Origin of the sequence: Trujillonella humicola, from assembly GCF_046233715.1 — a bacterium.
GTDB lineage: Bacteria > Actinomycetota > Actinomycetes > Mycobacteriales > Geodermatophilaceae > Trujillonella > Trujillonella humicola.
In genome coordinates this window covers 1-17,051 of sequence record NZ_JBJNRJ010000081.1, presented here as the reverse complement: position 1 = coordinate 17,051, position 17,051 = coordinate 1, and the positions used below count along the sequence as shown (strand labels likewise).

The 17,051-nt window shown below is 75.5% G+C and carries 19 protein-coding genes; 5 read left to right on the top strand and 14 right to left on the bottom strand.

What is annotated here, in order from left to right; all coding sequences use genetic code 11:
• Positions 1-167: 167 nt before the first annotated feature.
• Genes ACK586_RS24025 through rpsP form a run of 5 tightly spaced genes read right to left on the bottom strand, consistent with a single transcriptional unit; the run spans position 168 to position 2,669 of the window.
• Positions 168-668, bottom strand: coding sequence for an NUDIX hydrolase (locus tag ACK586_RS24025; protein WP_409333050.1), 501 nt, complete (start codon positions 666-668; stop codon positions 168-170).
• Entirely contained in the window at positions 661-1,401 is a 741-nt protein-coding gene (gene trmD, locus ACK586_RS24020; RefSeq protein ID WP_409333049.1) for a tRNA (guanosine(37)-N1)-methyltransferase TrmD, read from the bottom strand. Before trmD ends, ACK586_RS24025 begins: the two co-directional genes overlap by 8 nt.
• Positions 1,398-1,937, bottom strand: coding sequence for a ribosome maturation factor RimM (gene rimM / locus ACK586_RS24015; RefSeq protein WP_409333048.1), 540 nt, complete (start codon positions 1,935-1,937; stop codon positions 1,398-1,400). The genes trmD and rimM overlap by 4 nt, the downstream gene beginning before the upstream one ends.
• Before the next feature lie 12 nt (positions 1,938-1,949).
• Complete coding sequence (locus ACK586_RS24010) at positions 1,950-2,186, bottom strand: RNA-binding protein (protein WP_029432910.1); 237 nt, start codon at positions 2,184-2,186, stop codon at positions 1,950-1,952.
• Positions 2,187-2,189: 3 nt separating this feature from the next.
• A complete protein-coding gene (gene rpsP, locus ACK586_RS24005) occupies positions 2,190-2,669 on the bottom strand; it encodes a 30S ribosomal protein S16 (RefSeq protein WP_409333047.1) in 480 nt (159 codons plus the stop codon).
• A 142-nt stretch (positions 2,670-2,811) separates the two neighbouring features.
• Here rpsP and ACK586_RS24000 point away from each other — a divergent pair, with 142 nt between their 5' ends.
• A complete protein-coding gene (locus ACK586_RS24000; RefSeq protein ID WP_409333046.1) occupies positions 2,812-3,228 on the top strand; it encodes a VOC family protein in 417 nt (138 codons plus the stop codon).
• Here the strand turns inward: ACK586_RS24000 and ACK586_RS23995 are convergent.
• The 9 genes from ACK586_RS23995 to ACK586_RS23955 form a co-directional block, all read right to left on the bottom strand.
• Complete coding sequence (locus tag ACK586_RS23995; protein ID WP_409333045.1) at positions 3,218-4,966, bottom strand: proline--tRNA ligase; 1,749 nt, start codon at positions 4,964-4,966, stop codon at positions 3,218-3,220. The two genes, ACK586_RS24000 and ACK586_RS23995, sit on opposite strands and share 11 nt — an antisense overlap.
• 15 nt (positions 4,967-4,981) lie before the next feature.
• The gene (locus ACK586_RS23990; protein ID WP_409333044.1) at positions 4,982-6,136 is read right to left on the bottom strand and encodes a calcium/sodium antiporter; all 1,155 of its coding nucleotides are present in this window, start codon (positions 6,134-6,136) and stop codon (positions 4,982-4,984) included.
• Between the two features lie 5 nt (positions 6,137-6,141).
• The gene (locus ACK586_RS23985; RefSeq protein ID WP_409333043.1) at positions 6,142-7,173 is read right to left on the bottom strand and encodes an amidohydrolase family protein; all 1,032 of its coding nucleotides are present in this window, start codon (positions 7,171-7,173) and stop codon (positions 6,142-6,144) included.
• A 62-nt stretch (positions 7,174-7,235) separates the two neighbouring features.
• On the bottom strand, positions 7,236-8,801 hold the full coding sequence (gene ffh / locus ACK586_RS23980) for a signal recognition particle protein (protein WP_425330397.1): 1,566 nt from the start codon (positions 8,799-8,801) through the stop codon (positions 7,236-7,238).
• Positions 8,802-8,964: 163 nt separating this feature from the next.
• Positions 8,965-9,378 carry a helix-turn-helix transcriptional regulator gene (locus tag ACK586_RS23975; RefSeq protein ID WP_409333041.1) on the bottom strand — a complete coding sequence of 138 codons (414 nt, stop codon included), beginning with the start codon at positions 9,376-9,378 and terminating at the stop codon, positions 8,965-8,967.
• Positions 9,379-9,456: 78 nt separating this feature from the next.
• Complete coding sequence (locus ACK586_RS23970; protein WP_409333040.1) at positions 9,457-9,648, bottom strand: hypothetical protein; 192 nt, start codon at positions 9,646-9,648, stop codon at positions 9,457-9,459.
• 79 nt (positions 9,649-9,727) lie between these two features.
• A complete protein-coding gene (locus ACK586_RS23965; protein WP_409333039.1) occupies positions 9,728-12,130 on the bottom strand; it encodes a [protein-PII] uridylyltransferase in 2,403 nt (800 codons plus the stop codon).
• A 157-nt stretch (positions 12,131-12,287) separates the two neighbouring features.
• Positions 12,288-12,626 (bottom strand): P-II family nitrogen regulator, encoded by a 339-nt coding sequence (locus tag ACK586_RS23960; protein ID WP_409333038.1) that lies wholly within the window; start codon positions 12,624-12,626, stop codon positions 12,288-12,290.
• Complete coding sequence (locus tag ACK586_RS23955; RefSeq protein ID WP_409333037.1) at positions 12,623-13,945, bottom strand: ammonium transporter; 1,323 nt, start codon at positions 13,943-13,945, stop codon at positions 12,623-12,625. The genes ACK586_RS23960 and ACK586_RS23955 overlap by 4 nt, the downstream gene beginning before the upstream one ends.
• 357 nt (positions 13,946-14,302) lie before the next feature.
• Here ACK586_RS23955 and ACK586_RS23950 point away from each other — a divergent pair, with 357 nt between their 5' ends.
• From ACK586_RS23950 to ACK586_RS23935, 4 genes are read left to right on the top strand one after another with little or no spacing between them, the layout of a single operon-like run.
• Complete coding sequence (locus ACK586_RS23950) at positions 14,303-15,010, top strand: energy-coupling factor ABC transporter permease (RefSeq protein WP_409333036.1); 708 nt, start codon at positions 14,303-14,305, stop codon at positions 15,008-15,010.
• On the top strand, positions 15,007-15,366 hold the full coding sequence (locus tag ACK586_RS23945) for a PDGLE domain-containing protein (protein WP_409333035.1): 360 nt from the start codon (positions 15,007-15,009) through the stop codon (positions 15,364-15,366). The genes ACK586_RS23950 and ACK586_RS23945 overlap by 4 nt, the downstream gene beginning before the upstream one ends.
• A complete protein-coding gene (cbiQ, locus tag ACK586_RS23940; RefSeq protein ID WP_409333034.1) occupies positions 15,367-16,149 on the top strand; it encodes a cobalt ECF transporter T component CbiQ in 783 nt (260 codons plus the stop codon).
• Positions 16,146-16,925 (top strand): energy-coupling factor ABC transporter ATP-binding protein, encoded by a 780-nt coding sequence (locus ACK586_RS23935; RefSeq protein ID WP_409333033.1) that lies wholly within the window; start codon positions 16,146-16,148, stop codon positions 16,923-16,925. Before cbiQ ends, ACK586_RS23935 begins: the two co-directional genes overlap by 4 nt.
• Positions 16,926-17,051 lie beyond the last annotated feature (126 nt).

Below are 17,051 nucleotides of genomic sequence, written 5' to 3'. Positions count from 1 at the left end.
GCGTGTGTGATAATCGCCGTCAGTGAGCCGGTCGAGGGGTGGACTCCGCGGACCCCCCCCCCCCCCCCCCCCCCCCCCCCCCCCCGGGGAGCTGCGGCTCAGGCGTGGTGCCGAGCCCCATCGGCGAGGCCGACGGTCGTGCAGCAGCTAGCCATTCTGCCACGACTTCAGGCGACGAAGCGCGGCGGCCCCCGGTGCGGGCCGCGCAGCAGCTCGGCCAGGGCGTCGGCGAGGTCGGCGGGCGCGAAGGTCTCGTCGCTGGCGGCGATCTCGTCGACCGTCCACCAGCGGTGCGGCTCGTCCCCGAGCACCTCCAGCTCGGTGCGGCCCGAGGCGTCCACGGTGTGCTCGACGTCGCGCAGCGCGAAGAAGGTCTCCCGCGAGTCGATGTCGACGCCGCCGAAGGCACCCAGGTGGCGGCGGAACCACACCGGTCCCTCCAGCGCCGCGGGGTCGGCCACCAGACCGATCTCCTCGGCGAGCTCGCGGACGGCGGCCACGCGCACCGACTCGCCGTCCTCCACTCCCCCGCCGGGCGTGTACCAGAACAGCACGTCGCCGGGCACCTCGTCCGGGCCGGACAGACGGGCACCCAGCAGCAGCACCCGCCCGGCCGGGTCCAGCACGACGACGCGCGCGGTGGGCCGCACCCACGCCCGCTCAGTCACCGTCGAGGACCGCCCGGTCGGCGGCCGACAGCGCCTCGTCCGGCAGCGCCGCCAGCAGATCGGGCCGGCGGACGGCGGTGCGGCGCAGCGACTCCGCGCGCCGCCAGCGGGCGATCGCGGCGTGGTCGCCCGACAGCAGCACCGGCGGCACCTCCCGGCCGCGCCACGACGCCGGGCGGGTGTAGGAGGGCCCCTCGAGCAGACCGTCGGCGTGCGAGTCGAGCTCCACGGACTCGCGGTTGCCGACCACCCCCGGCAGCAGCCGGGTGACCGCCTCGACCATGACCAGCACCGCGGACTCCCCGCCGGCCAGGACGTAGTCCCCGATCGAGACCTCGGAGACCGGGCCGGTCCCGGCGGCCCAGTCGGCGACACGCTGGTCGATGCCCTCGTACCGGCCGCAGGCGAAGACCAGCCCGGGCTCCGCCGCCCACGACGCCGCCACCGCCTGGGTGAACGGCCGGCCGGCCGGGGTGGGCACCACGAGCCGGGTGCCCGGCGGGCGGACCTGCTCGAGGGCCCGCGCCCACGGCTCGGGGCGCATGACCATGCCCGGCCCCCCGCCGTAGGGCGCGTCGTCGACGGTGCGGTGCAGGTCGTCGGTCCACTGCCGCAGGTCGTGCACGCCGATGGACACCAGGCCCCGCTCGGCGGCCTTGCCCAGCAGCGACTGGCGCAGCGGCGCCAGGTACTCGGGGAAGATGGTGACGACGTCCACGCGGAAGGCCGTCACAGGTTCAGCAGCCCCTCGGGGGGATCCACGACGACGAAGCCCCCGTCGAGGTCGACGGTGGGCACGATCGCGGAGACGAACGGGACGAGCACGGGCCCGCCCTCGGCGCGCCGGACGACGAGCAGCTCGGTGCCCTCGTGCCGCACGGCGCTGACCTCGCCCAGCGCGGACCCGTCGGGCAGCCGTGCGGCGAGCCCGACCAGCTGGTGGTCGTAGAAGGCGTCGGGGTCGGCGAGCTCGGGGAGGTCGGCGACCGGCACGTGCAGCTCGGTGTCGCGCAGCTCCTCGGCGGCCTCGCGGGCGCCGACCTCGACGCCGTCGGGTCCGGCCAGCCGCAGCAGCAGCACCTCGCGGTGCCACCGGCGGCCGACGACGGTCAGCGGCCCGCGGCCGGCGGGCTCGGTGCGCAGGACCGCTCCCAGGGCGAAGCGCAGCTCGGGGTCGTCGGTGCGGACCTCGACGGTGACCTCACCACGGACACCGTGGGGCCGGCCGATGCGGCCGACCACCACGGTGTCGTCAGGGGTGGCGCTCAAGGGGAGGAGGACTCAGCGCCCGTCGGTGTCGACGACGTCGACCCGCAGGCCCCGGCCACCGACGCCGGTCATGACGGTGCGCAGCGCCTTGGCCGTGCGCCCGCCACGGCCGATGACCTTGCCCAGGTCGTCGGGGTGGACCCGGACCTCGAGGGTCTTGCCGCGGCGGTTGGTGAGCAGGTCGACCTGGACGTCCTCCGGGTGGTCGACGATGCCCTTGACCAGGTGCTCGAGCGCCTCTTCGACCACGTCTTACTCGGCGGGCGTCGAGGTGGCGCCGGCGGCCGCACCCTCGCCACCGGCAGCGGCGGCCTCGGCCACGGTCTCGGCCGGCGCGTCGGCCTTGGGGGCGGCCTTCTTCTTCGGGGTGGTGGCGCCGGCGGCCGGCTCGTTCCCGGAGTCGAGCACGGCGGCCTCGTAGAGGGCCTTCTTGTCCGGCTTCGGGGCGGCGACCTTCATGGGCGGCGGAGCCGGCTCGCCCTTGAACTTCTGCCAGTCACCGGTGACCCGGAGGATGGCGGCGACGGCCTCGGTGGGCTGCGCACCGACGCCCAGCCAGTACTGCGCCCGCTCGCTGTCGACCTCGATGAAGGAGGGGTCCTCCTTCGGGTGGTACTTGCCGATCGTCTCGATCGAGCGGCCGTCCCGCTTGGTGCGCGAGTCGGCGACGACGATGCGGTAGTACGGCGCGCGCATCTTGCCCAGGCGCATGAGCTTGATCTTGGTGGCCACGGTGGCTCGTGTTCTCCTCGAACGCTGTCTGTCGGTGCTCGCCGGACGGACGCGTGGGGGACGCCGGGGCGGAGCCAGGGACACGGCCGGGCACGGTGAGAGGGCCGCACACCGCCGTGTTCGACCGACCATGATGCCAGACGTGACGACCGGGGATCGAGCCAGCCGGGGTCTGCTGCACCACGTCGAGCTGTGGGTGCCCGACCTGGCGCGGGCCGAGCGGTCCTGGGGCTGGCTGCTGACCCGGCTGGGCGCGCAGCCGTACCGGTCCTGGGAGCACGGCCGGTCGTGGCGGCGCGGGGACGTCTACGTCGTCGTCGAGCGGTCCCCGGACCTGGCCGGGTCCCGGCACGAGCGCCGCGCGCCCGGCCTCAACCACCTCGCCTTCCACGCCGGCACGGCCGGCGAGCTCGACGCGCTCGTCGCCGAGGCGCCCGAGCACGGGTGGCGGCTGCTGTTCCCCGACCGCCACCCCTTCGCCGGCGGGCCGGACCACCGCGCCGCCTACCTGGAGGACGGCGACGGCTTCGAGGTCGAGCTGGTCGCCGTCAGCTCCTGACGGCGGCCAGCACGCGGTCGGCGGCCTCGGCGACCGGCACCTCCTGGCGCTCCCCCGTGGCCCGGTCGCGCAGCTCCACGACACCGTCGGCCAGACCTCGGCCCACGGTGACGATCGTCGGCATGCCGAGCAGCTCGGCGTCCTTGAACTTCACCCCGGGCGACACCTTCGGCCGGTCGTCGTACAGCACGGTCAGCCCGGCGCGCACGAGCGCCTGCGCCAGATCCTCGGCGGCGGTGAAGACGGCGGTGTCCTTCCCGGTGGCGACGACGTGGACGTCGGCCGGCGCGACCTCGCGCGGCCAGACCAGCCCGAGCTCGTCGTGCGTGGACTCGGCGATCGCCGCGACCGCGCGGGAGACGCCGATGCCGTAGGAGCCCATCGTGACCGTGACGAGCTTGCCGTTCTCGTCGAGCACCCTCAGGTCCAGCGCCTCGGCGTACTTGCGGCCCAGCTGGAAGATGTGCCCCATCTCCACGCCGCGGGCGAGCTCCAGCGCACCCGAGCCGTCCGGCGCGGGGTCCCCGGGCAGCACCTCGGCGGCCTCGACCACGCCGTCCCAGCCGAAGTCCCGGCCGGCGACCAGGTCGAACACGTGCTTGCCGGCCTCGTTGGCGCCGGTGATCCACCGCGTGCCGGTCACCACGCGCGGGTCGACCAGGTAGCGGATGCCCGACGCGCTGCCGGCGCCGAGCACCTGCGGGCCGATGTAGCCCTTGACCAGCGCCGGGTGCTCGTCGAACTCCGTGAACGGCTCGACCTCGGCCGGCGCGACCTGCGCCTCCAGCCGCTTGGCGTCGACCTCGCGGTCGCCGGGGACGCCGATCGCGACCGGCTCCCGGGTGCCGTCGGGGTGCACCAGCGTGACGAGGACGTTCTTCAGCGTCGAGGCGGCGGTGTGGCCGGCGTCGGGGAACAGCTGCTGCGCCACCGCGACCAGGGTCTCGATCGTCGGGGTGCCGGGGGTGTCCTCGACGTGCGCGGCCGGCAGCCCGTCGAGCGGGATCTCGTCGGGGACGACGGTGGTGACCGCCTCGACATTCGCGGCGTACCCACCGGCCGAGCGGACGAAGGTGTCCTCACCGATCGCGGTGGGGTGCAGGAACTCCTCGCTCCGCGAACCGCCCATGGCACCGGACATCGCCGAGACGATGACGTAGTCCAGGCCCAGCCGGTCGAAGATGCGGATGTAGGCGTCGCGGTGCGCGGCGTAGGACTTGTCCAGCCCGGCGTCGTCGACGTCGAAGGAGTAGCTGTCCTTCATCGTGAACTCGCGGCCGCGGAACAGCCCGGCCCGCGGCCGCGCCTCGTCCCGGTACTTGGTCTGGATCTGGTACAGCGACAGCGGCAGGTCCTTGTAGGACGAGTACAGGTCCTTCACCAGGAGCGTGAACATCTCCTCGTGGGTGGGGCCGAGCAGGAAGTCGTTGCCCCGCCGGTCCTGCAGCCGGAAGAGGTTCGGGCCGTACTCGGTCCAGCGGCCGGTGGCCTCGTAGGGCTCGCGGGGCAGCAGCGCCGGGAAGTGCACCTCCTGGGCGCCCATCGCGTCCATCTCCTCGCGGACGACGCGCTCGACGTTGCGGAAGACCCGGTAGCCCAGCGGCAGCCAGGTGAACCCGCCCGGCGCGGCGCGGCGGATGTAGCCGGCGCGGACCAGCAGCCGGTGGCTGGGCACCTCGGCATCGGCCGGGTCGTCGCGCAGGGTGCGCAGGAACAGGGAGGACATCCGGAGGAGCACGGGGACATTGTCGACCTACCCCCCGGGGTCGCGTGCGGGTCCCCCGTCCCGGGGCGCGCGCCCCGCCCCGCCGGGCGCGGCCCGGCGGCGGCGCACCTCGTGGGCCACGGCGGTCAGCAGACCCAGCGCGGTGATCGGGAGGACGAAGGCGAGCATCACCGCGCTGAAGGCCGGCAGGGCGTCGTGGTCGGTCGCGTCCAGCAGCAGGTAGAGCAGGTAGACGCCGTAGTAGGCGACCAGGAGCGCCCCCTCCCAGCGCCGGAGGACGAACCCGGTGAAGGCGAGCGGCAGCACCGCCACCGCCACCGCGAGCGCCACCGGGAGGTCGAAGCGCACGACGCTGGGCGCGATCGGGATCCCGCCGGTGCTGACCACCGCGGCCGCGCCCAGCGCCGCGCCGATGTTGAAGATGCTGCTGCCCACGGCGTTGCCCACCGCGATGTCCCGCTCGCCCCGGAGCGCGGCGACGACCGAGGTCACCAGCTCGGGGAGCGACGTCCCGACGGCGACGACCGTCAGGCCGATCACCAGGTCGCTGACGCCCAGGTCGGTGGCCACGGTGACGGCGGCGTCGACCAGCCACCGCGCACCGACCACGAGCAGGACGACGCCCACGAGCACCAGGCCGGTCCCGGACAGCACGCTCCGTCCGCGCGCGGCCGGCGGCGGGTCCTCCCGCTGCTCGTCGTCCTCCCCGGCTCCGCCCGCCCGCGCCACGGCCCGCCGGCCCAGGCGGAGCAGGACGGCGGCATACCCGACGAGGGCGAGCAGGAGGACTCCGCCCTCCAGCACGGAGACGGTGCCGTCCAGCGCCATGAGCAGCAGCACGGCGGTGAAGACGATCAGCACCGGCAGGTCGAGGCGGACGATCTGCGCCCGCACCACCAGCGGCGCGGCCAGGGCGGACACACCGAGGATGAGCAGGAGGTTCACGACGTTGCTGCCGACCACGTTGCCCACCGCCAGGCCCGGGCTGCCGCCCAGGCTCGCGGCCACCGTCACCGCCATCTCCGGTGCCGAGGTGCAGGCGGCGACGACGGTCAGGCCGATCACCAGCCGCGACAGGCCCATCGCGCGGCCGAGGAGGCTGCCGCCGCGCACGAGCAGCTCCCCGCCCACGACGAGCAGCGCCAGACCGGCGAGCAGCAACAGTGCCGTCGCGCCGGACACGGGGATCAGCGGCCGGGTCGGGCGACGACGCGGCCGCGCAGGACGGTGAGCGACGGCCGGGCGAGGACGTCGAGGTCGGCACGCGGGTCGGTGTCGTAGACCACGAGGTCGGCGGGAGCCCCGTCGACGACGTTCGGCAGCCCGAGCCAGGTGCGGGCCGCCCACGACCCGGCCGCCAGCGCGGCCTCGGCGGGCAGCCCGGCGTCGGCCAGCGCGCGGATCTCGTCGGCCACCCGGCCGTGGTCGATGCCGCCGCCGGCGTCGGTGCCGGCGAAGACGGGGACCCCGGCCTCGTGGGCCGCCCGGACGACCGCGCCGGAGCTCGCGTGCAGCCGCCGCATCGTGGACGCGTACGCCGGGAAGCGCTTCTCCCCCGCGGCGGCGAACCCGGGGAAGTTCTCGACGTTCACCAGCGTCGGGACGACGGCGGTGCCGCGCGCGGCCATCTCCCCGATCAGCTCCTCGGTCAGCCCGGTGCCGTGCTCGACGCAGTCGATGCCCGCCCGGATCAGGTCGGGCAGCGCGTCGGTGCCGAACGTGTGCGCGGTGACCTTCGCGCCCTCCTCGTGGGCGGCGGCGATGGCCGCGGCGAGGACGTCGGCCGGCCATTCCGGAGCGAGGTCACCGACCGAGCGGTCGATCCAGTCGCCGATCAGCTTGACCCAGCCGTCGCCGCGGCGGGCCTGCACCCGCACCTCGGCCACCAGGTCCGCGGGCTCGAGCTCGATGCCGAGGCCGGGCAGGTAGCGGCGGGTGCGGGCGAGGTGCCGGCCGGCGCGGATGATCCGCGGCAGGTCGGGCTCGTCGTCCAGGGCCCGGGTGTCGACCGGCGAGCCGCAGTCGCGCAGCGCGAGGACGCCGGCGTCCCGCTCGGCCAGCGCCTGCTCGCGCAGCCCGTCGAGCGTCTCCACGGGCCCGCCGCCGCGGGCGATGCCGACGTGGCAGTGCGCGTCGACCAGCCCCGGCAGCACGAACCCGCCGCGGGAGACCGTCTCGGCGCCGGGCACCGGTTCGGCGGTGAGGTGCCCGTCGCGCACCCACAGGTCGCGGTGCTCGCCCTCGGGGAGGACGACGCCCGCGAGGTGCAGGGCCGGGGCGGTCAGCGCCCGCCGTCCTTGAACTGGTCGAAGTTGAGCTTGGTGAGGTCCGGCAGGCCCTGGCCCGGGGGCAGCTGGGGCATCCCGCCCGGCATGCCACCGCCGCCGCCGAAGGCACCCGGGGGCAGGCCGGCGGCACCCATGGGGCGGCGGGCGGGCGCCTTGCCCTTGCCCTTCTTGCCCTTGCCCTTCTTCGACTGGGCCTGCATCTGCCGGCCGCGGGCCTTCTTCGACATGGGGCCCATGCCGGGCAGGCCCATGCTGCCGGCCATCTGGCCCATCATCTTCTGCGCCTGGGCGAACCGCTCCAGGAGCTGGTTGACGTCGGTGACGCTGACCCCGGAGCCGTTGGCGATCCGGACCCGCCGCGAGGCGTTGATGATCTTGGAGTTGACCCGCTCCTCCGGCGTCATCGAGCGGATGATCGCCGCCGTCCGGTCCAGGTCCCGGTCGTCGATCTGCTTGAGCTGCTCCTTCATCTGCCCGGCACCGGGCAGCATGCCGAGCAGGTTGGCGATCGGGCCCATCTTGCGGATGGCCATCATCTGCTCGAGGAAGTCCTCGAGGGTGAAGCCCTCGCGGGCGGCGAGCTTGCCGGCCATCCGCTCGGCCTGGTCGGCGTCGAACGCCTGCTCGGCCTGCTCGATGAGGGTGAGGACGTCGCCCATGCCGAGGATGCGCGAGGCCATCCGCTCGGGGTGGAAGACGTCGAAGTCGGTGAGCTTCTCGCCGGTGGAGGCGAACATGATCGGCTGGCCGGTCACGTGGCGGACCGACAGCGCCGCACCACCGCGGGCGTCGCCGTCGAGCTTGGTCAGCACCACACCGCTGAAGCCGACGCCGTCCCGGAACGCCTCGGCGGTCGTCACCGCGTCCTGGCCGATCATCGCGTCGACGACGAAGAGGGTCTCGTCAGGGTGGACGACGTCCCGGATGCCGGCGGCCTGGGCCATCAGCTCGGCGTCGATGCCCAGCCGTCCGGCGGTGTCGACGACGACGACGTCGTGCATCGTGCGGCGGGCGTGGTCGATGGAGTCGGCGGCCACCTTGATCGGGTCGCCGACGCCGTTGCCCGGCTCGGGCGCGTAGACGTCGACCCCGGCCTGACCGGCCACGATCGACAGCTGGTTGACCGCGTTGGGCCGCTGCAGGTCGGCCGCGACGAGCAGCGGCGTGTGACCCTGGCCCTTCAGCCACAGGCCCAGCTTGCCGGCGAGCGTCGTCTTACCGGCACCCTGGAGGCCGGCCAGCATGATCACCGTGGGCGAGGTCTTGGCGTAGCGCAGCCGTCGGGTCTCCCCGCCGAGGACCTGGACGAGCTCCTCGTTGACGATCTTGACGACCTGCTGAGCGGGGTTGAGCGCCTGGGAGACCTCCGCCCCCCGCGCCCGCTCCTTGACGGCGGTGATGAAGGCCCGCACCACCGGCAGAGCGACGTCGGCCTCGAGCAGCGCGATGCGGATCTCGCGGGCGGTGGCGTCGATGTCGGCGTCTGTCAGCCGACCCTTGCCCCGCAGGCCGGTGAAGACCTTGTCCAGGCGGTCGGAGAGCGTCTCGAACACGGGCATACCTCGGCTGGTCGTGGGCGCGGCCCGCCGGTCCGCACGACCGGCGACACGGCAGCGGGCCGGCCCGGGACGTCCGGACCCTCGCGCCTCCTGCTCCTCAGGGTATCGACATCCCCGCCCGGACGGCCTCCGGCGGGGAGCACGGGGTCGGCCGTGATGCCGGTCACCCGGGATCGAGCGCCGCCGGCGAGGTGGTGACCACCCGCGGGGCGGGCCGGAGCCGCCACCCCCCACGTCCGGGGTCAGCCGCGGCGGACCCCGCTCCGCTGCGCGCCCGCGCCGCCGGGAGCCCCGCATCGCTGAGGACCAGGGCGAGGAAGTCACCCACGCGGACGTGCTCCTCGAGCGGGTGCCGGAAGCGGGTGTCCGGCACGACCGTGTAGCGGTTGCGCCGGCCGATGCGCTCCCGCTCGACGTAGCCGGCCCGCTCCAGGTCGGCCACGATCATCTGCACCGCCCGCTCGGTGATCCCGACGCGCTCCGCGACGTCGCGCATGCGGACGTCGGGGTCGGCGCTGATGCTCACCAGGACGTGCCCGTGGTTGGACAGGAAGGTCCACCCCGGCGAGGACGTCATGCGAAGCAGGCTACGCGGATCCGAGACCGCGCGACTCCCCACCGGGCCGCATCGGCAGAGCCCCGGCGGCGGGGACGATCAGGCGGCGCGGCGGGCGGTGGCCGCCGCGGCGGACGGGGCGACCCCGGACACCAGCGCGGTGCCGCAGTCGGCGCAAACCCACTCGGGGCACTCGCCGCCCTCGTCGGTGTGCCCGTCGGCGCACGGCGGCTGGACGAACGCTCGCACGTCCCCGCAGTCGGGGCAGGGCCACTCGCGGATGTCGGACACGCCGCGCTCCTCTCGCACCAGACGGGACCGTTCCGTCTCGACCCGAGGAGAACACGCGCATCCGACAGGAACGCGGACCTCAGCCCGGCGTGTCCCCGCTCCCCCGCCCGCTGGCCACCGGCTCCGGCGCCCCGCGGGCGGCGCTGACCAGCGCCACCTCGACCCGGGCCCGCTGGGCGGCGTCGATCGGCTCCCGGGTGGCGTTGCACACGTAGAAGTAGTCGGCGGCGTCGGCACCGAGGGTCTCCACGCGGGCGGAGGTGACGTCCAGGCCCTCCCCGGCCAGCGCGGCGGTGAGCCGGTGCAGCAGCCCGGCGCGGTCCCCGGCGCGCACCTCCACGATGCTGTTCTGCTCCCCGCTGGCCTCCGAGTCGTGCCAGGAGATCCGCGGCGGCGCCGCCCGCGTGCCGTCCTGCCGGTAGTCGGCCTCCCGCTGCCGCAGCCGCTCGGCCAGCGGCAGGGTGCCCTCCAGCGCCGCCCGGACGGCGTCGGCCAGGATCGCCGCGTCCGGAGCCCGGCCGAACCGGGGGCGCACCGCGAAGACCGCCGTCGTCCGCCCGTCGAGCACGTTGACCTTCGCGGCCCGCACGTCCAGCTGGTTGAGCGCCATCACCCCGGCCAGCACGCTGAACAGGCCGGGCCGGTCGGGGGCGCCGACGGTGATCTGCTGGCCGTCGGCGACGTCCTCGATGCCGACGGCGACGGCCACCCGGTCGCCGTCGGCGGCACCGGCGGCCTGCGGCGAGGCCGTGGCCTGCGGTTGCGTCGGGTGCAGCACCGGCTCGGGGTCCCGGGTGCCGGCGCCACCGCTGCTCATCGCGCCCTGCACCCGGGCGACCAGCGCCGCCACCAGGTGCGCCTTCCACGGGGACCAGGCCGACGCCGACGTCGCCGCGCCGTCTGCCTGGGCGAGCGCGTGCAGCAGCTGGAGCAGCGCCGGGTCGCCGCCGAGGGTGTCGCCGACCCGGGTGATCGTCGCCGGGTCGTCGATGTCGCGCCGCGTGGCGGTGTCGGGCAGGAGCAGGTGGTGGCGGACCATCGCCGCCAGCGTCGCGACGTCCGCCGCCCCGAAGCCCATGCGGGTGGCGATCGCGGCGCCGATCGGCTCGCCGACGACGCTGTGGTCGCCGGGCCAGCCCTTGCCGATGTCGTGCAGCAGGGCACCGACGAGCAGCAGGTCGGGCCGGTCGACGTCCCGGGTCAGCTCGGCCGCGGCGGCCGCGGCCTCGACCAGGTGGCGGTCGACGGTGAAGCGGTGCCAGGGATGACGCTGCGGCAGCGACCGGACGCGCTCCCACTCGGGCAGCAGCGGGGCCCACAGGCCCTCCTGGTCCAGCTGCTCGATCACCGGCACCGCGCTGCGACCGCTGGCCAGCAGCCGCAGGAACGACCACCGGACCTCCGCCGGCCACGGCTCGGGGACCGGCGGGCCGTGGACCGCGAGCACCTTCAGCGTGTACGGCGACAGGAGCAGGTCGGCGCGCGCGGCGGCGGCGGCACCGCGCAGCACCAGGCCGGGGTCGGCGGCCGGCCGCGCGTCGCGGGCCAGCACCACCTCGTCGCCCTGGCGGACGACGCCGTCGGCGAGGGGCTCGCGGTGCACCCGGCGGTAACGGCCCCGCGGACGGCGGACGAGCGCGGCCTCCACCCGGCGCCACGTGCCGTCGGCCACGAACGCCAGGCGGCGGCCGGCCAGGCTGACCTCGCGCAGCAGGGCGTCCTCGTCCGCGAGGCCCAGGGCGACCGCCACCGGGCGCTGCTCCTGGCGCACCAGGACGTCGGAGGCCCGGCCGGAGCGCCGGCGCAGCTCGTCGCGGACGTCGAGGAGGAACGCGTAGGCGTCCTCGGCCTCTCGCGAGGGCTCGTCGGCCAGCTGCGCGGCGGCGACCGCGCGCAGCACCTGGCCCTCGCGCAGCCCGCCGTAGGCCTCCTTGAGGTCCGGCTCGAGCAGGAACGCCAGCTCACCGACCCGCCGGGCGCGGTCGCGGCGCAGGTCGCGCAGCTGGGGCAGCAGCCGGGCCGCCGACTGGCGCCAGCTGCCCAGGGTGGCCGTCCGCAGCCGGGCGGCGAGGTCGGCGTCGCCGGCGACCAGCCGGGCGTCGAGCAGACCGAGCCCCGCCTTGGCGTCGGTGGAGGCGACGGCCACCGCCTCGGCGACGGTGCGCACCGAGTGGTCGAGCTTGAGCCCCGCGTCCCACACCGGGTACCAGACGGCGTCGGCCAGCGCCGCGATCTCCGGTCGGCCGTCGTGCACGAGGACCAGGTCGAGGTCGCCGTGCGGGGGCAGCTCGCGGCGGCCGAGGCTGCCGACCGCCACCAGCGCCAGCCCCTCGAGCCCGGCCCGGGGAGCCGGGGCGCCGCGGCGGGCGGCCGGTGGCGGGGTACCGGCGACCGCGTCGTCGAGCAGGCCCGCCAGCCAGGTGTCGAGGGCCTGCACCCGCCGATCCCGCGGCAGCGCGGGCAACGAGTCGGTGTCGAGCACGTCTCCCCCAGGGGTGTCGGCGGGGGCGCCGGAGGCGCCCGGGTGGCGGCGCACGCAGGGGCGCCGCGGTGTGGCGCCGGGGGCGCCGGGGACCGGGAACGCGTCGGCCGGGGTGGCGGGGTCGCCCCCGCCGCCCCGGCCGACGTCCCGCCGTGCCCTACAGGGCGTCCGCGCCGCGCTCGCCGGTGCGGACCCGCACGATCTCGTCGATCGTGGTCACCCAGACCTTGCCGTCGCCGATCTGTCCGGTGGAGGCCGACTCCACGACGGCGTCGACCACCCGCGCGGCGTCGAGCTCGCTGACGACGATCTCGATGCGGACCTTCGGGACGAAGTCGACCTGGTACTCCGCCCCGCGGTACACCTCGGTGTGGCCCCGCTGGCGGCCGAAGCCCTGGACCTCGCTGACGGTCAGACCTGCGATGCCGATCAGCTCGAGGGCGTTCTTGACGTCGTCGAGCTTGAACGGCTTGACGATGGCGGTGACGAGCTTCACGCCCGGCTCCCTTCGATGTTGCGGGCCTCGGCCCGTGCCTGGGCGCCCAGCGGGGCGGAGGACCCGCTGCTCCCCAGGGAGGCGAAGTCATACCCCGACTCGGCGTGGACCACCTGGTCGATCCCGGTCACCTCGTCCTCCTCGGCGAGACGGAAGCCCATGGTCTTCTGGATGGCGAACCCGATCACGTACGTCACCACGAAGGAGAACACGAGCACCGCCAGGGCACCCACCACCTGGCGCCACAGCTGGTCGACGCCGCCGCCGTAGAAGAGGCCGTCGACGCCGGCCGGGGCGGCGTCGGTCGCGAAGAACCCGATCAGCACGGTCCCGACGATGCCGCCCACGAGGTGGACGCCGACGACGTCGAGCGAGTCGTCGTAGCCCAGCCGGTACTTCAGGCCGACGGCGAGGGCGCAGAGCACACCGGCGATGACTCCGATGAGGATGGCGCCGATCGGCGAGACCGACGAGCAGGCCGGGGTGATGGCGACCAGGCCGGACACGACACCGGAGGCCCCGCCCAGCGAGGTCGAGTGCCCGTCACGGATCTTCTCCGTGAGCAGCCAGCCCAGGACGGCGGCGCCGGTGGCGACCAGGGTGTTGACCCAGACGACGGAGGCGGCGTTGTCGGCGGCGAGCGCGGAGCCGGCGTTGAACCCGAACCAGCCGAACCACAGCAGCCCGGCCCCGGCCATGACGAGGGTCAGGTTGTGCGGGCGCATCGCCTCGCGGCCGAAGCCGCGGCGCGTGCCGAGCACGAGGGCGAGCGCCAGGCCGGCGGCGCCGGCGTTGATGTGCACCGCGGTGCCGCCGGCGAAGTCGATGGCGGCGAGGTCGTTGGCGATCCAGCCGCCGACCACGTCGTCGCCGTCGAAGGCGAAGACCCAGTGCGCGACCGGGAAGTAGACGATGGTGGCCCAGATCCCGGCGAAGACCATCCACGAGCCGAAGCGGGCGCGGTCGGCGATGGCGCCGGAGATGAGCGCGACGGTGATGATGGCGAACACGGCCTGGAAGCCGACGAAGGCCATCGCCGGCAGCGCCGCGTCGGTGTCCTCCATCAGGCCCTGCAGCCCGAAGTACTCGAACGGGTCGCCGAGCAGGCCGCCGCCGACGTCGTCCCCGAACGCGATCGAGTAGCCCCAGAGCACCCAGAGGATCGGGATGAGGGCCAGCGCGCCGAAGCTCATCATCATCATGTTGAGGACGCTCTTGGCGCGGACCATGCCGCCGTAGAAGAGCGCCAGGCCCGGGGTCATCAGCAGCACGAGCGACGCGCTGGTGAGGATCCAGGCGGTGTTGCCGGTGTCCAGCACGGCAACCTCCTGTCGTGGGTGGGCGGCCGCGGCCGCGGACCCGCCAGGGGCGGGGTACTCGGGCACCGGGAGCGGGGCGCTACCGGCGGGTGGGCGGTGCTCCTCTCCGGAGGAGCGACCGGCGTTCACCGTGCCGAACCGCTGTTTCGCCTGGGAGCTCCCGGCTGTTTCCGGGCGGTGAACTCCGCCGCGCGTGTCCCGGGATCGTGTTTCGCCCGCGTTGCGCACACCCCTCCCGCGCCCGGACGCCCCGCACCCGGGCGCACCTGCGAAGCCGTCGCAGTTGCCACTCGCATGCAATAAGCTCGCGCCGCCGGGCCGACGGGCCCGTGCGGTCCCGCTCCCGCTGGAGGCAGCGTGCACGTCCCCGACGGCTTCCTCGACGCCCCGACCTCGGTGGCCACGGGCGTGGTCGCCGCGGGCACCGTCGCCCTCGCGCTGCGCGGCGCGCGCCGCGAGCTCGACGAGCGCACCGCGCCCCTGGCGGGCCTGACGGCGGCCTTCGTCTTCGCCGTGCAGATGATGAACTTCCCGGTCGGCGCCGGGACCAGCGGGCACCTGATCGGCGGCGCCCTGACGGGGGTGCTCGTCGGGCCGTGGACGGCGGTGTTGTGCATGACCGTCGTCCTGGTCGTGCAGGCGGTGCTGTTCGCCGACGGCGGGCTGACCGCGCTGGGCACCAACATCACGCTCATGGGCCTGGTCGCGGTACTGGTCGGCTACGGGACGTTCCGCGTGCTGGTGCGGCTGCTGCCGCGCACGCGCACCGGCGTGCTCGCCGCCGCCGGGGCCGGGGCCTTCCTGTCCGTGCCGGCGGCCGCGCTGGCCTTCGTCGGCCTGTTCGCCGTCGGCGGGGTCGCCGACGTCTCGCTGGGGGCCGTCGCGGCGACCATGGGCGGCATCCACGTGCTCATCGGCCTCGGCGAGGCGGCGATCACCGTCGCCGTCCTGGGCGCGGTCCTCACCGTGCGGCCGGACCTGGTCCACGGCGCGGCGCACCTGCGCCGGCCGGCCGACCTCGCGCCCCGGCCGTCGGTCGCACCGGCCGCCGGGAGCGTCCGGTGAGCCGCCGCAACCGCGCCTTCCTGCTCGTCGGCCTGCTCGCCGCCCTGCTGATCGCCGGCGTCGGCAGCTACTACGCCTCCTCGTCCCCCGACGGCCTGGAGTGGTCGGCCGAGGAGGAGGGCTTCGGCTCCACCGCGCGCGACAGCGCCACCGCCGGCTCCCCGCTGGCCGACTACGCCGTCAGCGGCGTGGACGACGGGCGGCTGTCCGGCGGGCTGGCCGGCGTCATCGGCGTCGCGGTCACCCTCGTCCTGGCCGGCGGGCTGACGCTGGCGCTGCGTCGCCGCCGCGGCGGGGACGCGACGGAGGCCGGCGCGGTCCCCGGCGAGCCGGTCGCCGCCGACCGGGCGGGCTGAGTGGGGGCCGGGCACGGCGGGGCGCTGGGCGCCGCCTACGTCCCGGGCTCCAGCGTGGTGCACCGGCTGCCGCCGCACGTCAAGCTCGTCGCGGTCGTCGCCTTCGCCCTGGTCGTCGTCGCCACCCCGGTGCACGCCGGCTGGGCGTGGGCGGCCTACGGCGGGTTCCTCGTGCTCGTGCTCGGCGTCGCCGCGGTCGCCCGGCTGACCCCCCGCCGGCTGGTGCGCGGCCTGGCGGTGGAGCTGCCGTTCGTGGTCTTCGCGCTGCTGCTGCCGTTCGTGTCGCGCGGACCGCGGGTCGAGGTGGCGGGGCTGTCGCTGTCCGAGAGCGGGCTGACCGCCGGCGGCGGGCTGCTGGCCAAGGCGACGTTGTCGGTGCTGGCGGCCACCGTGCTCGCGGCCACCACGGAGGCCCGCGAACTGCTGCGCGGGCTGGAACGGCTGCGGTTGCCCGCCCTCCTCGTGCAGATCCTGTCGTTCATGATCCGCTACGCCGACGTCGTCTCCGGCGAGCTGCGCCGCATGCGGGTCGCCCGTGAGTCCCGCGGTTTCCGTCCCCGTCACCTCGGCGCGCTGCGGGTGCTCGGCCCGGCGGCGGCATCGCTGTTCGTGCGCTCCTACGAGCGGGGCGAGCGGGTGCACCTGGCGATGCTGTCCCGGGGCTACACCGGCCGGCTGGCCGGCGCCCCGGCGGCCGCGGTGCGGCCCTCCCAGTGGGCCGCCGGCCTGAGCCTGCCCCTGGCCGCCGCCACCGTGCTCGGGGCGGGGATCCTGGTCGGGTGAGCGCCGCCCTGCCGAGCCCGCCGGGCGGCTCCCGTCCCGAGCCCAGCCTCCTGGTGGAGGACGTCGCGTTCGCCTACCCCGACGGCCACCAGGCGCTGTACGGGGTCGACCTGCGGGTCGAGCGCGGGGAGCGGGTGGCGCTGCTGGGCCCCAACGGCGCGGGCAAGACGACGCTGGTGCTGCACCTCAACGGGGTGCTGAGCGGCGGCCGCGGCCGGGTCGCCGTGGCCGGGCTGCCGGTGGGCAAGCGCACGCTGCAGGAGGTGCGGCGCCGGGTGGGCGTCGTCTTCCAGGATCCCGACGACCAGCTGTTCATGCCCACCGTCGGCGAGGACGTCGCGTTCGGCCCGCGCAACCTCGGCCTGCCCGAGGACGAGGTGAGCGCCCGGGTGGCCGCGGCGCTGGACCAGGTGGGCATGGCCGGGGTGGCCGACCGCCCGCCGCACCACCTGTCGTTCGGCCAGCGCCGCCGGGTCGCCGTCGCGACGGTGCTGTCGATGCACCCGGAGGTGCTGGTGCTCGACGAGCCGTCGTCCAACCTCGACCCGGCCGGCCGGCGCGAGCTCGCCGAGGTCCTGGAGGCCCTGCCGGTGACGATGCTGATGGTCACCCACGACCTGCCCTACGCCCTGCAGCTGTGCCCGCGCTCGGTGGTGCTCGACGGGGGCGTGGTGGTCGCCGACGGGCCGACCCGCGAGCTGCTCGCCGACGCCGACCTGCTGGCCCGTCACCGGCTCGAGCTCCCCTACGGCTTCGACCCCACCCGGGTCCCCTAGCGGAGTGGGGGGGGGGGGGGGGGGGGTGGGGGGCGGGGGGGGGGGGGGGGGGGGGGGGGGGGGGGGGGGGGGGGGGGGGGGGGGGGGGGGGGGGGGGGGGGGGGGGGGGGGGGGGGGGGGGGGGGG

Excerpts from the sequence above, each read along its gene's own strand:
- ffh (WP_425330397.1), bottom strand. The coding sequence starts at position 8,801 with ATGCCCGTGTTCGAGACGCTCTCCGACCGCCTGGACAAGGTCTTCACC.
- ACK586_RS23975 (WP_409333041.1), bottom strand. The coding sequence starts at position 9,378 with ATGACGTCCTCGCCGGGGTGGACCTTCCTGTCCAACCACGGGCACGTC.